Below are 18,028 nucleotides of genomic sequence, written 5' to 3' on the forward strand. Positions count from 1 at the left end.
GGTACTGTTCGGCGAATGAGCAGGCTTAATCTGGACGACTTCACCGATCTGATCGAGCGCCCGGACGGGGGCGTGCGCCGTGACGCCGAGGCCCGTCGGGAGCGCCAGATCGTGCCGCCCGGGGCGCTGGGACGCCTTGACGAGCTGGGCGAGTGGCTGGCCGCCGCGCAGAGTGCCACACCGGTACGGCCCGTCGAACGGCCGCGTGTGGTGCTCTTCGCCGGTGACCACGGCATCGCCGAACGGGGCGTCTCGGCGCGGCCCGCGGGCAGCGCGGAACGGCTGGTACGGGCGGTACTGGAGGGCGCGAGCCCGGTGTCCGTGCTCGCGCGGCGCTCCGAGGTTCCCCTGCGGGTCGTGGACATGGCCCTGGACTGCGCCGCGGACACCTTCCCGGAGGACGTCGGACGCCACCGGGTGCGGCGCGGCAGCGGCCGTATCGACATCGAGGACGCGCTCACCCTGGACGAGGCCGAGGCGGCCCTGCGGGCGGGGATCGCGATCGCCGACGAGGAGGCCGACTCGGGTACGGACCTGGTGGTGCTCGGCGACATCAGCGTGGGCGGGACCACGGCGGCGGCGGTGCTGATCGCGGCGCTGTGCGGGACCGACGCGTCGGTGGTGACCGGGCGGGGCGGCGTCGCGATCGACGACCTGGCGTGGATGCGCAAGTGTGCGGCGGTCCGGGACGCGCTCAGGCGGGCGCGGCCGGTGCTCGGCGACCAGATGCAGCTGCTGGCGACCGTGGGCGGGGCGGACCTGGCCGCGATGACCGGGTTCCTGCTGCAGTGCGCCGTACGGAAGCTGCCGGTGATCCTGGACGGTGTCGTGGCCGCCGCGTGCGCGCTGGTCGGACAGCGGGTCGCCTTCCGCGCGCCGGACTGGTGGCTGGCCGGGCACGACAGCGGGGAGCCGGGGCAGGCGAAGGCGCTGGACCGGATGGCCCTGGAGCCGCTGCTGGAGCAGGGCGTGAAGGTCGGCGAGGGCGCGGGGGCACTGCTCGCGCTGCCGCTGGTCCGGGCCGCCGCCGCGCTGGCCGCGGAGCTTCCCGAGCGGGAGCCGGAGGAGCTGTCCGGGAAGGAGCCGGGGGAGCTTTCCGAGAAGGAGACCGGGGAAGAGGAGCAGGAGTAGGGCAACCCCGGCGGAAAAGTGGGGTTCGTCAGGGCGGCGCCCATATGATCCTGCCCCATGGGAGATGCCCGAATTGCCGTGCCGCAGCAAGCCGATCCGGGGCGCCCGGGTGAGGAGGGGCGGCGGTCCACCGGGGCCTCCCGGCGGGCCGCCGCCTTCGCCGTCTGGTATCTGCGGACCGTCGCCTTCATCAACTTCCTCAGTGCGGTCTGGGTCTCGCTCGGCCAGGACGTGCGCCGCCACAACCAGGACGACTTCTTCACGCCGTACCTGCTGACGGCCGGCTTCGCCTCGGGTGTCTTCACCGCGTTCCTTGCGATCACCATGCGCCGGCGCAAGCGGGCCGCGTGGATCCTCAACCTGGTGATGAGCGGGGTGTTCCTGGCCCTGTTCGCGTTCGCCATGGCGTTCCCGGAAATCCGGCGCTACGCGCAGAACTGGATCTCGCTGGCGCTCACGGCCGGCTTCGTCGGCGCGCTGCTCGTGGGCCGGCGGGAGTTCTACGCCAAGGGCGACCGGTCCAACCCCCGGCTCGCGGCGACCGTCGCCGTCGGCGGCGGACTGCTCGCCTCGCTGCTGGCGGCGCTGCTGGTGACGGCCACCAACCAGGCGCCGGACACGGCCCGTTCGACCTTCCTGGAGCGCTGGCACTACGGCGCCCTGCGCCTGGTGTCGGTGGCCGCCGACGAGTCCCGCTTCCCCGCCATCGACCCGCCGAACTGGGTCAACGTGGCCATCAACGTACTCAGCACGGCCCTCGTCCTCGCCGTGTTCTACGCCGCCTTCCGCTCCCGGCGTGCCGTCGACCCGCTGACCGAGGACGACGAGAAGCGGCTGCGGGGCCTGCTGGACCGGCACGGCGAGCGGGACTCGCTGGGCTACTTCGCGCTGCGCCGGGAGAAGAGCGTGGTGTGGTCGCCGACCGGTAAGGCGGCCGTCGCCTACCGCGTCGTCGGCGGCGTCTCGCTCGCCTCCGGGGATCCGATCGGGGACCCCGAGGCCTGGCCGGGGGCGATCGCGCCGTGGCTCGCCGAGGCACGGGCGCACGGCTGGATCCCGGCGGTGATGGGGGCGAGCGAGGAGGCGGGGACGATCTACGCCCGGCACGGTCTGGACGCGCTCGAACTCGGCGACGAGGCGATCGTGGAGGTCGCCGAGTTCACCCTGGAGGGGCGGGCCATGCGCACCGTCCGGCAGGCGCACAACCGGGTGAAGCGGGCCGGGTACGAGGTGCGGATCCGGCGGCACACGGACATCCCGGCGGGCGAGATGGCGTCTCTGGTCGAGCGGGCGGACGATTGGCGGGACGGCGCGACCGAGCGCGGGTTCAGCATGGCGCTCGGCAGGCTCGGCGACCCCGAGGACGGGCAGTGCGTGATGCTGGAGTGCACCGACGCGGAGGGCCGGCTGCGGGCGGTGCTGTCCTTCGTGCCCTGGGGGCCGCACGGGCTGTCCCTGGACCTCATGCGCCGGGACCGGGACTCGGACAACGGGCTGATGGAGTTCATGGTCATCGAACTGCTGCGGCGGGCCCGAGAGATCGGGATCACTCAGGTCTCACTCAACTTCGCGATGTTCAGGTCGGTCTTCGAACGTGGCGCGCGCCTCGGTGCCGGTCCGGTGCTGAGGCTGTGGCGGTCGCTGCTCAGCTTCTTCTCGCGGTGGTGGCAGATCGAGTCGCTGTACCGCGCCAACGCCAAGTACCGGCCCATCTGGGAGCCGCGGTTCCTGCTCTTCGAGAAGAGCGCGGACCTGCTGCGCATCGGCCTCGCCTCGGCCCGCGCGGAGGGCTTCCTGGAGGCGCCGGGACTGCCGAAGTGGCTGCACCGCAGGCACCTGGACACCCACCGATGACGCACACCGGATGAGGAACACCTGATGAGAACGCCCGCCCGCTGGGCCCGCGCCGAGTGGGGTCTGCTGTACGTCACCGTGCGGGAGACCCTGCTGAAGCGGCGCCTGCGGGCGATCCCGATGACGCTCGCGGCGGTGTGTCTGACGGCCCTGCTCCAGTGGGTGCAGAACCAGGAGTGGGGCTTTCAGTTCGTCCAGAACGTGGGCGCCGTACGGGCCGAGGACCCGCTGTGGCTGGCCCTGCTGCGCACTCCCCTGTCCCTCTTCGTACCGGCGCTGGACCTGCCGGTGTGGGGCGCGCTGGCGCAGATCCTGCTGGTGTTCGGGATCGCCGAGATCTGCATCGGCTGGTGGCGCACGCTGACCATCGCGTACGTCGCGACGCTCGCCGGGACCCTCTACGCGCGCGTGGGCATCTCGCTCGGCGGGCACGCCCCGTTCGGGCTGCCCTGGACGGACGCTCAGGTGGTGGACACCGGCCCGTCGGCGGCCGTGGTGGGGCTCGCCGTGTACGTGGCCTGGCGCTACGGCGCCTACGCGACGGCGGGTGCGGTGACCGTGGCCATGGTGGCCGAGGTGCTGGTCAAGGAGAACCTCGCCGGCAAGGAGCACCTGGCCGCGCTGATGGCGGTGGGGCTGCTGTGTCTGGCGGTGGCGGTGCGGCACCGGTTCGCACACGAACTGCGCCGGCGACTGCGACGCGCGTACGCCCGCCGGATGCGCCGCGGCCCACGGCGTCCGGGCAGCCGAACCGGGCGCGGGCCGGGAGCGCCTCCGATCCACCCCTGACGAGACCCTCAGCGACCGCCGGGAAGCCGGGCCGGGCGTGGGTCCGGTTTACCGCCGATCCAGTCCTGAAGGGCGCGGCGCGGCCGGGCCCAGCGGCGGTCGTGGCGGTAGGCGCGCAGGGCGGCCTTGGCGCGGGCGCGGGGGCGGCCGCCGTAGAAGCGACGGGCCCACGGGGAGCCGGGGCGGGCCAGGCGGACGGCGCCGACGAGCCCGACCAGCGGCACGATCACCCCGAAGACCGCGATACGGGCCTTGCCCTTGCTCAGCGCGATGAGCGACAGGAGGAAGTTCGCGGCGATGTTGGAGATGACCGTGCTGCGGTCCGCGAGTTCCTGCTGGGACAGGTCGTTGACGCCGAACGGCGAGAACCCGGCCAGCAGCAGGCCGACGAGCGCGGCGGTGAGGACGACGACCTCGACGCTCTTGCGGCCCTCCTCGCTCCAGTAGACGTCGTCGAGGTGCAGGAGCAGCGCGAACTCGTCCAGGACCAGACCCGCGCCCATGCCGAACAGGACGGCGCTGACCACCCCGCCGACGCCCTGCCGGTCGCTGGCGACCGCGCCGAAGCCGCCGACGACGGTGAGCACGACCCCCGGGACGACATGGTGGATGTGCAGCCCGCCCGCCTTGACGTTGCCGAACGGGCCCTTGCCGGCCCGGATCAGACGCGTGATCACCCGGGTGATGACGAAGGTCAGCACGAAGGCCGTGAGAGCGAGCAGCAGCGGGAGTTTGCCCGGTTCGAGGATGTTTCGTTCCCACCAGTGCCCCATGTGCGCACTTTATCCCCGCGGCCATCGGGGAGCCGACAGCCGCCCGGTACCCTGCGCCGGTGCTCACGTCCTCGTCGCCCTCGCCCCTCGACGGCCTCCGTTTCGCCTTCGGCACCCTCACCGTGCTGCCCGTCCGGGTGCACCGCTGGGACCGGGAGGCCGCGCGCGGCGGCATGCTGGCCGCGCCGGTGGCCGGCCTGGTCACCGGCGCCGCGGCGGCCGGCCTCGGTCTGCTGCTGCTCGTCCTCGGCGCCGGCCCGCTGCTCGCCGCCGTCGGCTCCGTCGCCGTACCGGCGGCACTGACCCGCGGCCTGCACCTCGACGGCCTCGCCGACACGGCGGACGGGCTGGGCAGCGGCAAGCCCGCCGAGGACGCGCTCAGGATCATGAAGCAGTCGGACATCGGCCCGTTCGGCGTCATCACCCTGGTCCTGACCCTGCTGGCCCAGGTCGCCGTGCTGGCCCAGCTCTACGGCGACTCGTGGACGCGGGGCGCCGCGGCGGCCGTGACCTCGGCGGTGGCGGCCCGTCTCGCCCTCACCCTCGCCGCCCGCACCGGCGTACCGCCCGCCCGCCCGGAGGGCCTCGGCGCGGCGGTCGCCGGGGTGGTGCCGGTGCCGGGCGCGGCGGCGGTCGCGGCCGTCTGCACGCTGGCCGCGGCCGCCGCGGGCACGCCCTGCGGCGGGTACGGCACCGTGCGCGCGGCGGCCGCGGTCCTGCTGTCCCTGGCGGCCGCGGAACTCCTGCTGCGCCGCTGTGTGCGCCGCTTCGGCGGGGTGACGGGGGACGTCTTCGGCGCGCTGGAGGAGACGGCGGCGACGGCGGCGCTCGTGGTGCTGGCTCTGGGTCATTAGGCTTTCGCCGGTACACGGACAGGAATGTGTGATCGGGGGACATCCGTGCTGAAGCTGCGCCGTGCCGTGGCCTGGTTCATCGACTTCGCGCTGGTGGCGGGCGCGGCCTCGCTGCTCGCGTTCCTCACCTTCCACCGGATCGCCGCGCTCGTCACCGATGTGCCGGGACTGGCCACCCGGGGCGGCCTCGACCTGCTGACCTCGCGCGGTGACGTCGTCGGCGCCTCCGAGCACCTGGGGCTGTCCCTGTGGGACTCGGTGGTGCTGGACGTGGAGGAGGCCTTCGGGGCACTCGTGGTCGTCACGTTCCTCTACCAGTGGACCTGTCTGAGGCTGCTCGGCCGCACCCTCGGCAAGGGCCTGCTCGGTCTGCGGGTCACCCCGAGGCTGTCCCGGCACGCCCTGCGCCGGGCCGCCGTCACCACCGCCGCCGACGTCGCGGTGTACGCGCTGGCCTGCGTGCTGCTGATCGAGGGGCACTTCCTGCTGTCGCTGCTGATGTGGGCGGTCGCGATGGCGTTTTTCCTGGTCAACGCGGTTCCGGTGTTCTTCCCCGGCCGCCGCTCCCTGGCCGACCGGCTGGCCGGCACCTCCGTGGAGGGCGCGTTCCGGCGGGTCGCGTCCCAGGCGCCGGGCGGCGTGCCCCAGGACTGAGCGCGGGGGACATGACCACGACGCCACACACAGGTGAACGCCCGTAGGAATGAGCGAACGCCCGCACGCGCGTAGTCTCGTCCCGGGTGTTCGCCGACAGGGTGAAGGCCCCGGTTGCCACCTGTCCGAAGGCCTGGACCTAAGGTCGGCTCTCGGGCCCGGTCGACCCACCCCATATCGGCCACTGCAACTTCACATCGGAAGCGAGATTTCACCACCGTGACTGCTCTGACTCTCAGCACCGCCGCGGCGCCCGGCCTCCGGGCCGACGCGATCGTGATCGGTGTCGCCAAGGGCGCCCAGGGCCCCGTCGTAGCGCCGGGCGCCGAGGCCGTGGACAAGGCGTACGACGGCCGGCTGGCCGGCGTCCTGGAGACTCTCGGCGCCTCGGGTGCCGAGGGCGAGCTGACGAAGCTGCCGGCCCCGGCCGGCTTCAAGGCACCGCTCGTGGTGGCGGTGGGTCTGGGCGCGGAACCCGACGCCGAGAACGCCGACGCCACCGAGGACACCGACGGCGGCTACGACGCCGAGGCGCTGCGCAAGGCCGCCGGCGTGGCCGCCCGTGCGCTCACCGGGTGCAGGAAGGCCGCGTTCGCGCTGCCCGTCGACGGACCCGGCGCCATCGGCGCGATCGCCGAGGGCGTGCTGCTCGGCGCGTACGCCTTCGACGTCTACAAGGAGGCCGCGAACGGCTCCGCCAAGGCCAAGAACGGCAAGGCGCCGCTGGCCGAGGCCGCGCTGCTCGGCGGCAAGCCGCGCGACGCCGCCCACAAGGCCGCGCTCGCCCGTGCCGCCGCGGTCTGCGAGGAGCTGAACCGCGCCCGTGACCTGATCAACACCCCGCCGAACGACCTGACCCCGGCCGCCTTCGCGGAGATCGCGCAGGCCGCGGCCAAGGAGCACGGCCTCAAGGTGCAGGTGCTCGACGACAAGGCCCTGCTCAAGGGCGGCTACGGCGGCATCCTCGGCGTCGGCGGCGGCTCGGCCGCGACCCCGCGCCTGGTGAAGCTGACGTACAAGCACCCGAAGGCGGAGAAGCACCTCGCCTACGTCGGCAAGGGCATCACCTACGACTCGGGCGGCATCTCGCTGAAGCCGGCCGGGCACAACGAGACGATGAAGTGCGACATGAGCGGTGCCGCCGCCGTGTTCGCCGCCGTCGTCGCCGCCGCCCGCCTCGGCCTGGAGGTCAATGTCACCGGCTGGCTGGCGCTGGCCGAGAACATGCCCTCCGGCTCCGCCGTGCGCCCGGGTGACGTGCTGCGCATGTACAGCGGCAAGAGCGTCGAGGTGCTCAACACCGACGCCGAGGGCCGGCTGGTGCTCGCCGACGCGCTGTGGGCGGCCTCGCAGGAGAACCCGGACGCGATCGTGGACGTCGCGACGCTGACCGGCGCGATGGTGCTGGCACTGGGCAGCCGGACCTTCGGTGTCATGGCCAACGACGACGCGTTCCGCTCCACGGTGCACGAGGCGGCGGAGGAGGTCGGCGAGCCGGCCTGGCCGATGCCGCTGCCGGAGCACCTGCGCAAGGGCATGGACTCGCCGGTGGCCGACATCGCGAACATGGGCGAGCGGATGGGCGGCGGCCTGGTGGCCGGTCTGTTCCTGCGCGAGTTCGTGGGCGAGGGGATCACCTGGGCGCACGTCGACATCGCCGGCCCTGCGTTCAACGAGGGCGGCGAGTTCGGGTACACGCCCAAGGGAGGCACGGGTTCCGGTGTACGGACGCTGGTCCGGCTGGCGGAGCTGACCGCCGCGGGTGACCTGGGCTGACGTTCGCCCGTTGACTCGGGTCGCAGTGCTGTACAGCGGCTCCGCCGCGTGGGGGCCGGTCGCGCCCACGCGGCGGAGCCGCATGTCGAACGGGGCCCCGCGCGCCTTCGGGGCGCTCTAGTGGGGTGTCTCACACCCCGGCCCGGCGTCTCGTACGCCTCGAACAAGTGCAAAGATGGAGCCCGGCAGGACAGGGCCCCCACCGAAGGGCCGAAGCATCAAGCGGCCGGACACCAGCCGCCCGCCGGTCACAGGCGACCGGCGCAAGGCGCACATGCATGGAGGACGTGACGTGGCGAACGACGCCAGCACCGTTTTCGACCTAGTGATCCTCGGCGGTGGTAGCGGTGGTTACGCCGCGGCCCTGCGCGGGGCGCAGCTGGGCCTGGACGTCGCCCTGATCGAGAAGGACAAGGTCGGCGGCACCTGCCTGCACCGGGGTTGCATCCCCACCAAGGCCCTGCTGCACGCGGGCGAGATCGCCGACCAGGCCCGCGAGAGCGAGCAGTTCGGTGTGAAGGCCACCTTCGAGGGCATCGACGTCCCGGCCGTCCACAAGTACAAGGACGACGTGATCTCGGGCCTGTACAAGGGCCTGCAGGGTCTCATCGCGTCCCGCAAGGTGACGTACATCGAGGGCGAGGGCCGGCTGTCCTCCCCCACCTCCGTGGACGTGAACGGCCAGCGCATCCAGGGCCGCCACGTGCTGCTCGCGACCGGCTCCGTGCCGAAGTCGCTGCCGGGCCTGGAGATCGACGGCAACCGCGTCATCTCCTCCGACCACGCCCTCGTCCTGGACCGCGTGCCGAAGTCCGCGATCATCCTGGGCGGCGGTGTCATCGGCGTCGAGTTCGCCTCGGCGTGGAAGTCCTTCGGCTCGGACGTCACGGTCATCGAGGGCCTCAAGCACCTCGTCCCGGTCGAGGACGAGAACTCTTCGAAGCTTCTTGAGCGCGCGTTCCGCAAGCGCGGCATCAAGTTCAACCTCGGCACCTTCTTCCAGAAGTCCGAGTACACGCAGGACGGCGTGAAGGTCACCCTCGCCGACGGCAAGGAGTTCGAGGCCGAGGTCCTGCTGGTGGCCGTCGGCCGCGGGCCGGTCTCCCAGGGCCTGGGCTACGAGGAGGCCGGGGTCGCCATGGACCGCGGCTACGTCCTGGTCGACGAGTACATGCGCACCAACGTGCCGACCATCTCCGCCGTCGGTGACCTGGTCCCGACGCTCCAGCTCGCGCACGTCGGCTTCGCCGAGGGCATCCTGGTGGCGGAGCGTCTGGCCGGTCTGAAGGTCGTTCCGATCGACTACGACGGTGTCCCGCGGGTGACGTACTGCCACCCGGAGGTCGCCTCCGTCGGTATCTCCGAGGCCAAGGCCAAGGAGATCTACGGCGCGGACAAGGTCGTCGCTCTGAAGTACAACCTGGCGGGCAACGGAAAGAGCAAGATCCTCAAGACCGCGGGCGAGATCAAGCTCGTCCAGGTCAAGGACGGTGCCGTGGTCGGCGTCCACATGGTCGGCGACCGCATGGGTGAGCAGGTCGGCGAGGCCCAGCTGATCTACAACTGGGAGGCACTGCCGGCCGAGGTCGCCCAGCTCATCCACGCCCACCCGACGCAGAACGAGGCGCTCGGCGAGGCGCACCTGGCGCTGGCCGGCAAGCCCCTGCACTCCCACGACTGAGCCTTCGGTCAACGGGCGCGACGACACAGACTTTCCGCAATTCGTAAGGAGCAACCGAAACCATGGCGGTTTCCGTAACCCTTCCGGCGCTCGGTGAGAGCGTCACCGAGGGCACTGTCACCCGCTGGCTGAAGGCCGAGGGCGAGCGCGTCGAGGCCGACGAGCCGCTGCTCGAGGTGTCGACCGACAAGGTCGACACCGAGATCCCCTCGCCCGTCTCCGGCGTGCTGGCCTCCATCAAGGTCGCCGAGGACGAGACCGTCGAGGTCGGCGCCGAGCTGGCCCTGATCGACGACGGCTCCGGCGCCCCCGTGGCCGCCCCGGCCGGCGGCGCCACGGGCACGGACGTGGTCCTGCCCGCGCTCGGTGAGTCCGTCACCGAGGGCACCGTCACCCGCTGGCTGAAGTCGGTCGGCGACTCCGTCGAGGCCGACGAGCCGCTGCTCGAGGTCTCCACGGACAAGGTCGACACCGAGATCCCGGCGCCCGCCTCCGGCGTGCTGCTCGAGATCGTGGTGAACGAGGACGAGACCGCCGAGGTCGGCGCCAAGCTCGCCGTCATCGGCGCTCCGGGTGCGGCTCCGGCCGCCGCCGCTCCGGCCGCTGCCCCGGCCCCCGCGGCTCCGGCCCCGGCTGCCCCGGCTCCGGCTGCCCCGGCTCCGGCTCCGGCGCCCGCCCCGGTCGCCGCGGCCCCGGCTCCGGCCGCTCCCGCGCCGGCCGCTCCGGCCCCGGTCACCCCGGCGCCCGCCGCCGTTCCGGCCGCCGCCCAGGCGACCGACGAGGGCGCGTACGTCACCCCGCTGGTGCGCAAGCTCGCCGCCGAGAGCGGCGTCGACCTGTCCACCGTCAAGGGCACCGGCGTCGGCGGCCGTATCCGCAAGCAGGACGTCACCGCCGCCGCCGAGGCCGCGAAGGCCGCCGCCGCTCCGGCCCCGGCCCCGGCCGCTGCCGCTCCGGCTGCTGCCGCCGCCAAGAAGGCCCCGGCGCTGGAGGTCTCCCCGCTGCGCGGCCAGACCGTCAAGATGCCGCGCATCCGCAAGGTCATCGGCGACAACATGGTCAAGGCGCTGCACGAGCAGGCCCAGCTGTCGTCGGTCGTCGAGGTCGACGTCACGCGCCTGATGAAGCTGCGCGCCAAGGCGAAGGACGCGTTCGCGGCCCGCGAGGGCGTCAAGCTCTCCCCGATGCCGTTCTTCGTCAAGGCCGCCGCCCAGGCGCTGAAGGCCCACCCGGTCATCAACGCCCGGATCAACGAGGCCGAGGGCACGATCACCTACTTCGACACCGAGAACATCGGTATCGCGGTGGACTCGGAGAAGGGCCTGATGACCCCGGTCATCAAGGGTGCCGGCGACCTGAACATCGCGGGTATCTCCAAGGCCACGGCCGATCTGGCGGGCAAGGTCCGCGCCAACAAGATCACCCCGGACGAGCTGTCCGGCGCGACCTTCACCATCTCCAACACCGGCTCGCGCGGCGCGCTGTTCGACACGATCATCGTGCCGCCGAACCAGGTCGCGATCCTCGGCATCGGTGCCACGGTCAAGCGTCCGGCCGTCATCGAGACCGAGGAGGGCACGGTCATCGGCGTCCGCGACATGACCTACCTGACCCTCTCCTACGACCACCGCCTGGTGGACGGCGCCGACGCGGCCCGTTACCTGACGGCGGTCAAGGCGATCCTGGAGGCGGGCGAGTTCGAGGTCGAGCTCGGCCTGTGACCCCGCGGCCCCCGGGCCGAGGATCTCCGGCCTGATCAGGCAGTACGACACCCCGTCCGGGCTTTCCGGGCGGGGTGTTCGTGTTTGTCGGCACACGTTGCGTGTAAGTCTCGTCTCACCTGCACCAAAGCACCCCCACGCACCCCTCCCGGAAGGCCCCTCGGGCTTATTGTCTAAACGTCAGCCCTCCCTAAGGAGCCCCCATGACCGCGCCCGTCGTCCACTCGCTGCGCGAACAGATCCGCGAGCACATCGTGGAGGGAATCGTCAGCGGGCGCTGGCAGCCGGGCGAGCGCATCGTGGAGCGGCGGATCGCCACCGAGCTGGAGGTCAGCCAGACCCCGGTCCGCGAGGCCCTGCGCGAGCTGGAGTCGCTGCGTCTGATCGAGTCCGCGCCGAACAAGGGCGTCCGGGTGCGGAACCTGACGGCGGCCGACCTGGAGGAGAGCTATCCGGTCCGCGCCGGGCTGGAGGCCATCGCGGCGGAGCTGGCGGCCGACCGGCTCGCCGAGGACTGCTCGGCCCTGGAACCGCACGTCCTGGCCCTGTACGCGGCCGACAGCATGGCCGACGGCACCGCCCAGGTCCGCCACACGGTCGGCTTCCACCGCGAACTGGTCCGCGCGGCGGACAACTCGGTGCTGCTGCACACCTGGGAGGGCCTCGGCATCGAGGTCTTCACGGCGCTGTCCATCCGCTGGCTGGGCACGGTCCAGCAGTCGTACGCGGAGGAGCACGAGGAGCTGGTGCAGGCCTTCAAGCGCCGGGATCCGCGGATCGCGGAGCTGGTGAAGGCGCATGTGCTGGGCTGCGCACCGCGCCCCTAGGGCACATGCCGCGCCCTTGGCGCAGCGGAGCAGAGTCTCGCTCAAACGTGGCTCGACCTGCGAAAACGCGCCTCCGAACAGACACTCGGTGCCCTGATACGAGGCACCCCGTGCCGACTTTCTCGTAATCGAGAAGTTTTGCCCCTCAACCCTTTGATCGATCATCGATCAGGGAGTTACAGTCGCCGACGGACTTCCACCGAAGTCCTAGCCCTGTCCTGCCAAAGACCAAGGGCACCCCTGAACCCTTACACCGATGAGGGAACCCCCTTCGACTGAGGAAGGCGGCGACATGACCGACCCCAACGCCATCCAGCCGAGCGCGCTCGACCAGCTCCCCGACCGCGACCCGGAGGAGACCGCCGAATGGCAGGCCTCCCTGGACGCCGTCGCCCGAGAGGCCGGGCCGCACCGCGCCGCGTACCTGATGCGCCGCACGCTGGAGCGCGCCGAGGCGGGCGGCATCGCGCTGCCGAAGCTCCTCGAGACGGACTACGTCAACACCATCCCCACCTCCGCCGAGCCGGGCCTGCCCGGTGACCCGGAGATGGAAGCCCGGATCACCGCCTGGAACCGCTGGAACGCGGCCGCCATGGTGACCCGCGGCTCCAAGCACGGCGTCGGCGGCCACATCGCCACCTTCGCCTCCGCGGCCTGGCTGTACGAGACCGGCTTCAACCACTTCTTCAAGGGCAAGGAGGGGGACGGGTCGGGTGACCAGCTGTACATCCAGGGCCACGCCTCCCCCGGCATCTACGCCCGTGCCTTCCTCGACGGCCGGCTCAGCGAGCACCACCTGGACCACTTCCGCCAGGAGGCCGGCGGCAACGGCCTGCCCTCGTACCCGCACCCGCGCCGGCTGCCCTGGCTGTGGGAGTTCCCGACGGTGTCGATGGGCCTCGGCCCGCTCTCCGCGATCTACCAGGCGCGCTTCAACCGCTACCTGACCAACCGCGGCATCAAGGACGTCTCCGCGTCCCACGTCTGGGCCTTCCTCGGCGACGGCGAGATGGACGAGCCGGAGTCGACGGCGGCCCTCGCGCTCGCGGCCCGTGAGGAGCTGGACAACCTCACCTTCGTCATCAACTGCAACCTGCAGCGCCTCGACGGCCCGGTCCGCGCGAACTTCAAGATCGTGCAGGAGCTGGAGGCCCAGTTCCGCGGCGCCGGCTGGAACGTCGTCAAGACGCTGTGGGGCTCCGCCTGGGACGAGCTGTTCGCCCTCGACACCACGGGCGCGCTCGTACGCCGGCTGCGCGAGGTACCGGACGCGCAGATCCAGACGTACCAGACCCGCGACGCCGCCTACATCCGCGCCGACTTCTTCGGCAAGGACCCGGCGCTCGCCGAGCTGGCGAAGCTGCTGAGCGACGACAAGATCCTCGAGGTCTTCCACTTCTCGCGCGGTGGCCACGAGGCCCGCAAGGTCTACGCCGCGTACAAGGCCGCCGTCGAGCACAAGGGCGCGCCGACCGTGATTCTGGCCCAGACGGTCAAGGGCCACACCCTCGGCGACGGCTTCGCGTCGAAGAACGCCAACCACCAGATGAAGAAGCTGACGGTGGACGAGTTCAAGGCGATGCGCGACCTGCTCGGTCTGCCGATCAAGGACAGCGACTTCGTCGACGGCGTGGTCCCCTACGGCCACCCGGGCGCCGACTCCCCCGAGGTCCGCTACCTCCAGGAGCGCCGCGCGGCCCTCGGCGGCCCGGCCCCGGCCCGCCGCACGCACGCCCTGGCCCCGCTGCCGGCCCCGGCCGAGAAGGCCTTCGCCTCCTTCGACAAGGGCTCCGGCTCGCAGAACGTGGCCACCACGATGGCCTTCGTCCGCCTGGTCAAGGACCTGGTCCGCGACAAGGAGACGGGCAAGCGCTGGGTGCCGATCGTCCCCGACGAGGCGCGCACCTTCGGCATGGAGAGCCTCTTCCCGTCGCTGGGCATCTACTCCCCCAAGGGCCAGACGTACGAGCCGGTCGACCGCGACCAGCTGATGTACTACAAGGAGGCCAAGAACGGCCAGATCCTCAACGAGGGGATCACCGAGGCCGGATCGATGGCCGACTTCATCGCCGCTTCGTCGTCGTACGCGACGCACGGCGAGGCGATGATCCCCTTCTACATCTTCTACTCGATGTTCGGCTGGCAGCGCACCGCCGACCAGATGTGGCAGCTCGGCGACCAGCTCGGCCGCGGCTTCCTCGTCGGTGCGACGGCGGGCCGTACGACCCTGACGGGCGAGGGCCTGCAGCACGCCGACGGCCACTCCCCGGTGATCGCCGCGACCAACCCGGCGGCGCTGTCGTACGACCCCGCGTTCGCCTACGAGATCGCGGTGCTCGTCCGTGAGGGTCTGCGCCGGATGTACGGCGAGGCCAAGCCGGGCGAGGACCAGAACGTCTTCTACTACCTGACGGTCTACAACGAGCCGCTGCCGCAGCCCGCGAAGCCGCAGGGCCTCGGCATCGACGAGGGCATCGTCAAGGGCCTGTACCGCTTCAACACGGTGGAGTCCGCGGGCCTGTCCCCGGCCGCCAACGCCCCGCGCATCCAGCTGCTGGGCTCCGGTACGGCGATCCACTGGACCCTCGAGGCGCAGAAGCTGCTCGCCGAGGAGTGGGGCGTGGCCGCCGACGTGTGGTCCGCGACCTCCTGGACGGAGCTGCGCCGCGACGCGATGGAGGCCGACGCGGCCCTCCTGCGGGGCGAGGAGCGCGTGCCGTACGTCCGCCAGGCGCTCCAGGGCGCCGAGGGCCCGGTCCTCGCGGTCTCCGACTACATGCGCCAGGTCCCCGACCAGATCGCGCAGTGGGTCGAGCAGGACTACTCCTCCCTGGGCGCCGACGGCTTCGGTCTGTCGGACACCCGTGACGCCGCCCGCCGCCACTTCGGCGTCGACGCCGAGTCGATCGTCGTCGCGGCCCTGGCCCAGCTCGCCCGCCGCGGCGAGGTCAAGGCCACGGCGGTCAAGGAGGCCCGGGAGAAGTACGGGCTGTAAGAGCCCGCCGCTGTCCCTGTGACGAGGCCCCCGCTCCGGCGGGGGCCTCGTTGCATGATGGCCGTATGCGCGCGGCCCGCCTGATCAAGATGGTGCTTCTGCTCCAGTCCCGTCCCTCCATGACCGCCGCCGAGCTGGCCCGGGAGCTGGAGGTGTCGGAGCGGACGGTCACGCGGGACGCGCAGGCGCTGTCGGAGGCGGGCGTGCCGGTGTACGCCGACCGGGGGCGGGCCGGCGGGTACCGGCTGGTGGGCGGGTACCGCACACGGCTGACGGGGCTGGCCAGGAGCGAGGCCGAGGCACTGTTCCTGAGCGGGGTGCCGGAGGCGCTGCGCGAGATGGGCCTGGCGGACGCGGCCTGCGCCGCCCGGCTGAAGGTGTCGGCCGCGCTGCTGCCCTCGCTGCGGGACGCCCCGGACAGCGCCGGCCGGCGTTTCCATCTGGACGCGCCCGCCTGGTTCCGGGAGCCGGAGACGCCCGCGCTGCTGCCGGTGGTGGCCGAGGCGGTGTGGGACGACCGGCGGATCCGCGTGCGCTACCGGCGTGGGGAGAGCACGGTCGGGCGGGAGCTGGAGCCGTACGGGCTCGTGCTGAAGGCGGGGGTCTGGTACCTGTGCGCGCGGGTGGCCGGGGGCGGTGCCTTCCGGACGTACCGGATCGACCGGTTCGACGCGGTGGAACCGGTCGACGAGCGCTTCGACCGCGACCCCGGCTTCGATCTGCCGGCCCACTGGACCGGGCAGGCGCAGCGGTTCGCGCGCTCGCTGCTGCGCGCCGAGGTCGTCGTACGGCTGTCTCCGCAGGGTGTGCGCCGGCTGCGGTACGCCGTCGATCCGATCTCCGCGCGGGAGGCGCTGGCGGACGTGGGCGAGCCGGACGGCGAGGGCTGGGTGTCGGTGACGCTGCCGGTGGAGTCCGAGGAGGTCGCGCACACGCAGCTCACGGCGCTCGGGGCGGAGGCCGAGGTGCTGGCCCCGGCGGGCCTGCGGGAGCGGTTCGCGCGGGACGCGGCCCGGCTGGCCGCGCGCTACGGCCGCGGGGCCGCCGGATGACGCGGGCCCGGCGGCCGCGGGGCCGTCGGATAACGATCCGCCGTACTCCGGCGTACTCCGCGTGCGTCGCACCGGCCGAGGCCCGATGCTGGAGCGGTGATGGACGAGACGGAGTTCTGGGAGCTGATCGACGCGACCCGCGAGGCCGCCGAGGGTGACCCCGAGGAGCAGGCGGACCTGCTTCTGGACCGGCTGCTCCAGCTGGAGCCGGACATGGTCCTGGACTTCGCCCGTCACTTCGAGGCCCGCTACAACCGTGCCTATCACTGGGACCTGTGGGGCGCCGCCTGGGTGCTGCTGGACGGGGCCAGCGACGACGCGTTCGACTTCTTCCGGTGCTGGCTGATCGGTCAGGGGCGGGAGGTCTTCGAGGGCGGTCTGCACGATCCTGACTCGCTGGCCGGGCTGCTGGGCGAGTTCGACGAGGAGATCGACGGCGACGGCGAGGAGCTGGGGTACGCGGCGGACGAGGCCTATGAGCAGCTGACCGGCACCGTCGCGCCCGATCTGGGCATCGCCCCGGCCCCCGCCGAGCCGGAGGGCGCCTCGATCGACTTCGAGAACGAGGCCGTCCTCGCGGAGCGCTATCCCCGGCTCTGGGATCGCTTCAGGGGCTGAGCCGGGCCCGGATCACCTCGTCCCACGAGGGACTTGGGCAGGGTCGGGGCCGCGTTGGCCCGGTCGAGCGCGGACGCCGTGCCGGCCGCCGGGCCGACCACGACCGCGGCGACCACGCAGACCACGGTCCAGGGGCCGCGTACGGCCCGGCTCCGCCAAGAGGTGTGCTGTTCCTGCCGCTGTGCACGACCGCTCATCGTCTGCCCCGCCTCCGGTCGGTCTGTTGTCGTGCTCTCGACCGTAGGGCGCGGGGCTCGGAGCGGGCTGCGCGGCGCCTATGGCGTTCCTGTGGCCGGCCCCCGGACGGGGCGGCCCTGGAGACGGGCGGCCGTCTGGCGGATCTCGGGCAGGCGGGCGGTGAGCGCGGCGCCGGGGCAGCTGGTCATGTAGCCGGCGTCGTGGCCGGCCAGGACGGGCAGGGCGACGGTGGTGCCGGCCTTGTAGCGGCTGAGGTTGCTGTTGGACTGGAGGAGGGTGCTGTCGCGCGGGTCGATACCGGCGAGGCCGAGTTTCCAGGCGGTCAGGGCGGCGATGGAGTCGGTCATGGCCCGGGGCACGGGGACGCCGGCGGTGAAGGTGCCGAGGGCGGCGATGCCGGCGGTGCGGTGGTTGAATCCCATGGTGTGCGCGCCGGTGACGGCCCGGTCGACGCCTCCGGCGCGGCCCTCGTAGATGGTGCCGCAGCGGTCGACGATGAAGTTGTAGCCGATGTCGTCCCACTGGCGGTCACCGGTCTGGCCGCTGTACAGGTGCTGGATGATGTGGGGCGCGTCCTTGCAGTCGTAGTTGCCCGGCGAGTCGGTGTGGTGCAGGAAGATGGCGACCACCTTGTCGTCGTAGCGCGGGGGCGGCTGGTGCCCGGCGGACGGGCCCAGCCAGACGGACCGGGGCACGATGCGCGGCTGGGCGGCCCGGTAGGCCATCGTGACCGGACCCGCTCCGTGCTGCTCGAGCCGCACCGTGACGGGCCTGTCGACACCACGGGCGAACAGCACGAGCGCGAACAGGGCGAACATCCCGGGCAGACACTCGAGCAGCACCAGCACGGTCCCGGGAACCCGATCACTCCAAGCGAGCCGCCGCGACTGCGTCATGCCGCGTGCCGCTGGGGGCTCGGGTGCCTCGGACGACCCGGACGGCTCGGGCGCCTCGGGCGGGCCAGGCAGCTCGGGCAGCCCCGCCTCGCCCGGCAGCCCGGTCGTCCCCGCCCGCCCTCCCGGCGACCCCGGCGTCCCAGCCGCTCCCGGCAGCGGATCCGGGGCCGCCGGTCCTGTCAGCCTTCTCAGCCTTCTCAGCGATCTTC

The 18,028-nt window shown here is 72.4% G+C and carries 14 protein-coding genes; 12 read left to right on the top strand and 2 right to left on the bottom strand.

What is annotated here, in order from left to right; genetic code table 11:
- Positions 1–15 precede the first annotated feature (15 nt).
- The 3 genes from cobT to ADK64_RS45745 are packed head-to-tail and all read left to right on the top strand — an operon-like array spanning position 16 to position 3,774.
- Positions 16–1,131 (top strand): nicotinate-nucleotide--dimethylbenzimidazole phosphoribosyltransferase, encoded by a 1,116-nt coding sequence (gene cobT, locus ADK64_RS01055; protein ID WP_053653933.1) that lies wholly within the window; start codon positions 16–18, stop codon positions 1,129–1,131.
- 57 nt (positions 1,132–1,188) lie between these two features.
- The gene (locus ADK64_RS01060) at positions 1,189–2,985 is read left to right on the top strand and encodes a phosphatidylglycerol lysyltransferase domain-containing protein (protein ID WP_053653935.1); all 1,797 of its coding nucleotides are present in this window, start codon (positions 1,189–1,191) and stop codon (positions 2,983–2,985) included.
- A gap of 24 nt (positions 2,986–3,009) precedes the next feature.
- The gene (locus ADK64_RS45745) at positions 3,010–3,774 is read left to right on the top strand and encodes a hypothetical protein (RefSeq protein WP_053653937.1); all 765 of its coding nucleotides are present in this window, start codon (positions 3,010–3,012) and stop codon (positions 3,772–3,774) included.
- A gap of 8 nt (positions 3,775–3,782) precedes the next feature.
- On the opposite strand, the gene ADK64_RS01070 is transcribed toward ADK64_RS45745, so the two are convergent.
- The gene (locus ADK64_RS01070; protein WP_053653939.1) at positions 3,783–4,547 is read right to left on the bottom strand and encodes a hypothetical protein; all 765 of its coding nucleotides are present in this window, start codon (positions 4,545–4,547) and stop codon (positions 3,783–3,785) included.
- 59 nt (positions 4,548–4,606) lie between these two features.
- Between ADK64_RS01070 and ADK64_RS01075 the strand changes: the two genes are divergently transcribed.
- The 9 genes from ADK64_RS01075 to ADK64_RS01115 all read left to right on the top strand — a co-directional run bounded on the left by ADK64_RS01075 (position 4,607) and on the right by ADK64_RS01115 (position 16,725).
- On the top strand, positions 4,607–5,401 hold the full coding sequence (locus tag ADK64_RS01075; RefSeq protein ID WP_053653941.1) for an adenosylcobinamide-GDP ribazoletransferase: 795 nt from the start codon (positions 4,607–4,609) through the stop codon (positions 5,399–5,401).
- Positions 5,402–5,446: 45 nt separating this feature from the next.
- Positions 5,447–6,055: an RDD family protein gene (locus ADK64_RS01080; RefSeq protein ID WP_234384420.1), complete on the top strand. Its 609-nt coding sequence runs from the start codon at positions 5,447–5,449 to the stop codon at positions 6,053–6,055.
- A 219-nt stretch (positions 6,056–6,274) separates the two neighbouring features.
- On the top strand, positions 6,275–7,831 hold the full coding sequence (locus tag ADK64_RS01085; protein WP_053653943.1) for a leucyl aminopeptidase: 1,557 nt from the start codon (positions 6,275–6,277) through the stop codon (positions 7,829–7,831).
- Between the two features lie 292 nt (positions 7,832–8,123).
- Positions 8,124–9,512, top strand: a complete 1,389-nt coding sequence (lpdA, locus tag ADK64_RS01090) for a dihydrolipoyl dehydrogenase (protein ID WP_053653945.1) — start codon at positions 8,124–8,126, stop codon at positions 9,510–9,512.
- A gap of 62 nt (positions 9,513–9,574) precedes the next feature.
- Complete coding sequence (gene sucB, locus ADK64_RS01095) at positions 9,575–11,233, top strand: 2-oxoglutarate dehydrogenase, E2 component, dihydrolipoamide succinyltransferase (protein WP_053653947.1); 1,659 nt, start codon at positions 9,575–9,577, stop codon at positions 11,231–11,233.
- A gap of 203 nt (positions 11,234–11,436) precedes the next feature.
- On the top strand, positions 11,437–12,060 hold the full coding sequence (locus ADK64_RS01100) for a GntR family transcriptional regulator (protein WP_053653949.1): 624 nt from the start codon (positions 11,437–11,439) through the stop codon (positions 12,058–12,060).
- 292 nt (positions 12,061–12,352) lie between these two features.
- A complete protein-coding gene (gene aceE / locus ADK64_RS01105) occupies positions 12,353–15,055 on the top strand; it encodes a pyruvate dehydrogenase (acetyl-transferring), homodimeric type (protein WP_053653951.1) in 2,703 nt (900 codons plus the stop codon).
- A 65-nt stretch (positions 15,056–15,120) separates the two neighbouring features.
- Entirely contained in the window at positions 15,121–16,107 is a 987-nt protein-coding gene (locus tag ADK64_RS01110; RefSeq protein ID WP_053653952.1) for a helix-turn-helix transcriptional regulator, read from the top strand.
- 99 nt (positions 16,108–16,206) lie between these two features.
- A complete protein-coding gene (locus ADK64_RS01115) occupies positions 16,207–16,725 on the top strand; it encodes a DUF4240 domain-containing protein (RefSeq protein WP_053653954.1) in 519 nt (172 codons plus the stop codon).
- Positions 16,726–17,000: 275 nt separating this feature from the next.
- Here ADK64_RS01115 and ADK64_RS01120 read toward each other — a convergent pair whose 3' ends face one another.
- On the bottom strand, positions 17,001–17,765 hold the full coding sequence (locus ADK64_RS01120; protein ID WP_420712934.1) for a peptidoglycan recognition protein: 765 nt from the start codon (positions 17,763–17,765) through the stop codon (positions 17,001–17,003).
- Positions 17,766–18,028: the final 263 nt, after the last annotated feature.

The organism is Streptomyces sp. MMG1121 (genome assembly GCF_001280015.1).
Classification (GTDB): domain Bacteria; phylum Actinomycetota; class Actinomycetes; order Streptomycetales; family Streptomycetaceae; genus Streptomyces.

Coding starts and splice junctions, on each gene's coding strand:
- cobT (WP_053653933.1), top strand. CDS start 16: ATGAGCAGGCTTAATCTGGACGACTTCACCGATCTGATCGAGCGCCCG.
- ADK64_RS01060 (WP_053653935.1), top strand. CDS start 1,189: ATGGGAGATGCCCGAATTGCCGTGCCGCAGCAAGCCGATCCGGGGCGC.
- ADK64_RS45745 (WP_053653937.1), top strand. CDS start 3,010: ATGAGAACGCCCGCCCGCTGGGCCCGCGCCGAGTGGGGTCTGCTGTAC.
- ADK64_RS01070 (WP_053653939.1), bottom strand. CDS start 4,547: ATGGGGCACTGGTGGGAACGAAACATCCTCGAACCGGGCAAACTCCCG.
- sucB (WP_053653947.1), top strand. CDS start 9,575: ATGGCGGTTTCCGTAACCCTTCCGGCGCTCGGTGAGAGCGTCACCGAG.
- ADK64_RS01100 (WP_053653949.1), top strand. CDS start 11,437: ATGACCGCGCCCGTCGTCCACTCGCTGCGCGAACAGATCCGCGAGCAC.
- aceE (WP_053653951.1), top strand. CDS start 12,353: ATGACCGACCCCAACGCCATCCAGCCGAGCGCGCTCGACCAGCTCCCC.
- ADK64_RS01110 (WP_053653952.1), top strand. CDS start 15,121: ATGCGCGCGGCCCGCCTGATCAAGATGGTGCTTCTGCTCCAGTCCCGT.
- ADK64_RS01115 (WP_053653954.1), top strand. CDS start 16,207: ATGGACGAGACGGAGTTCTGGGAGCTGATCGACGCGACCCGCGAGGCC.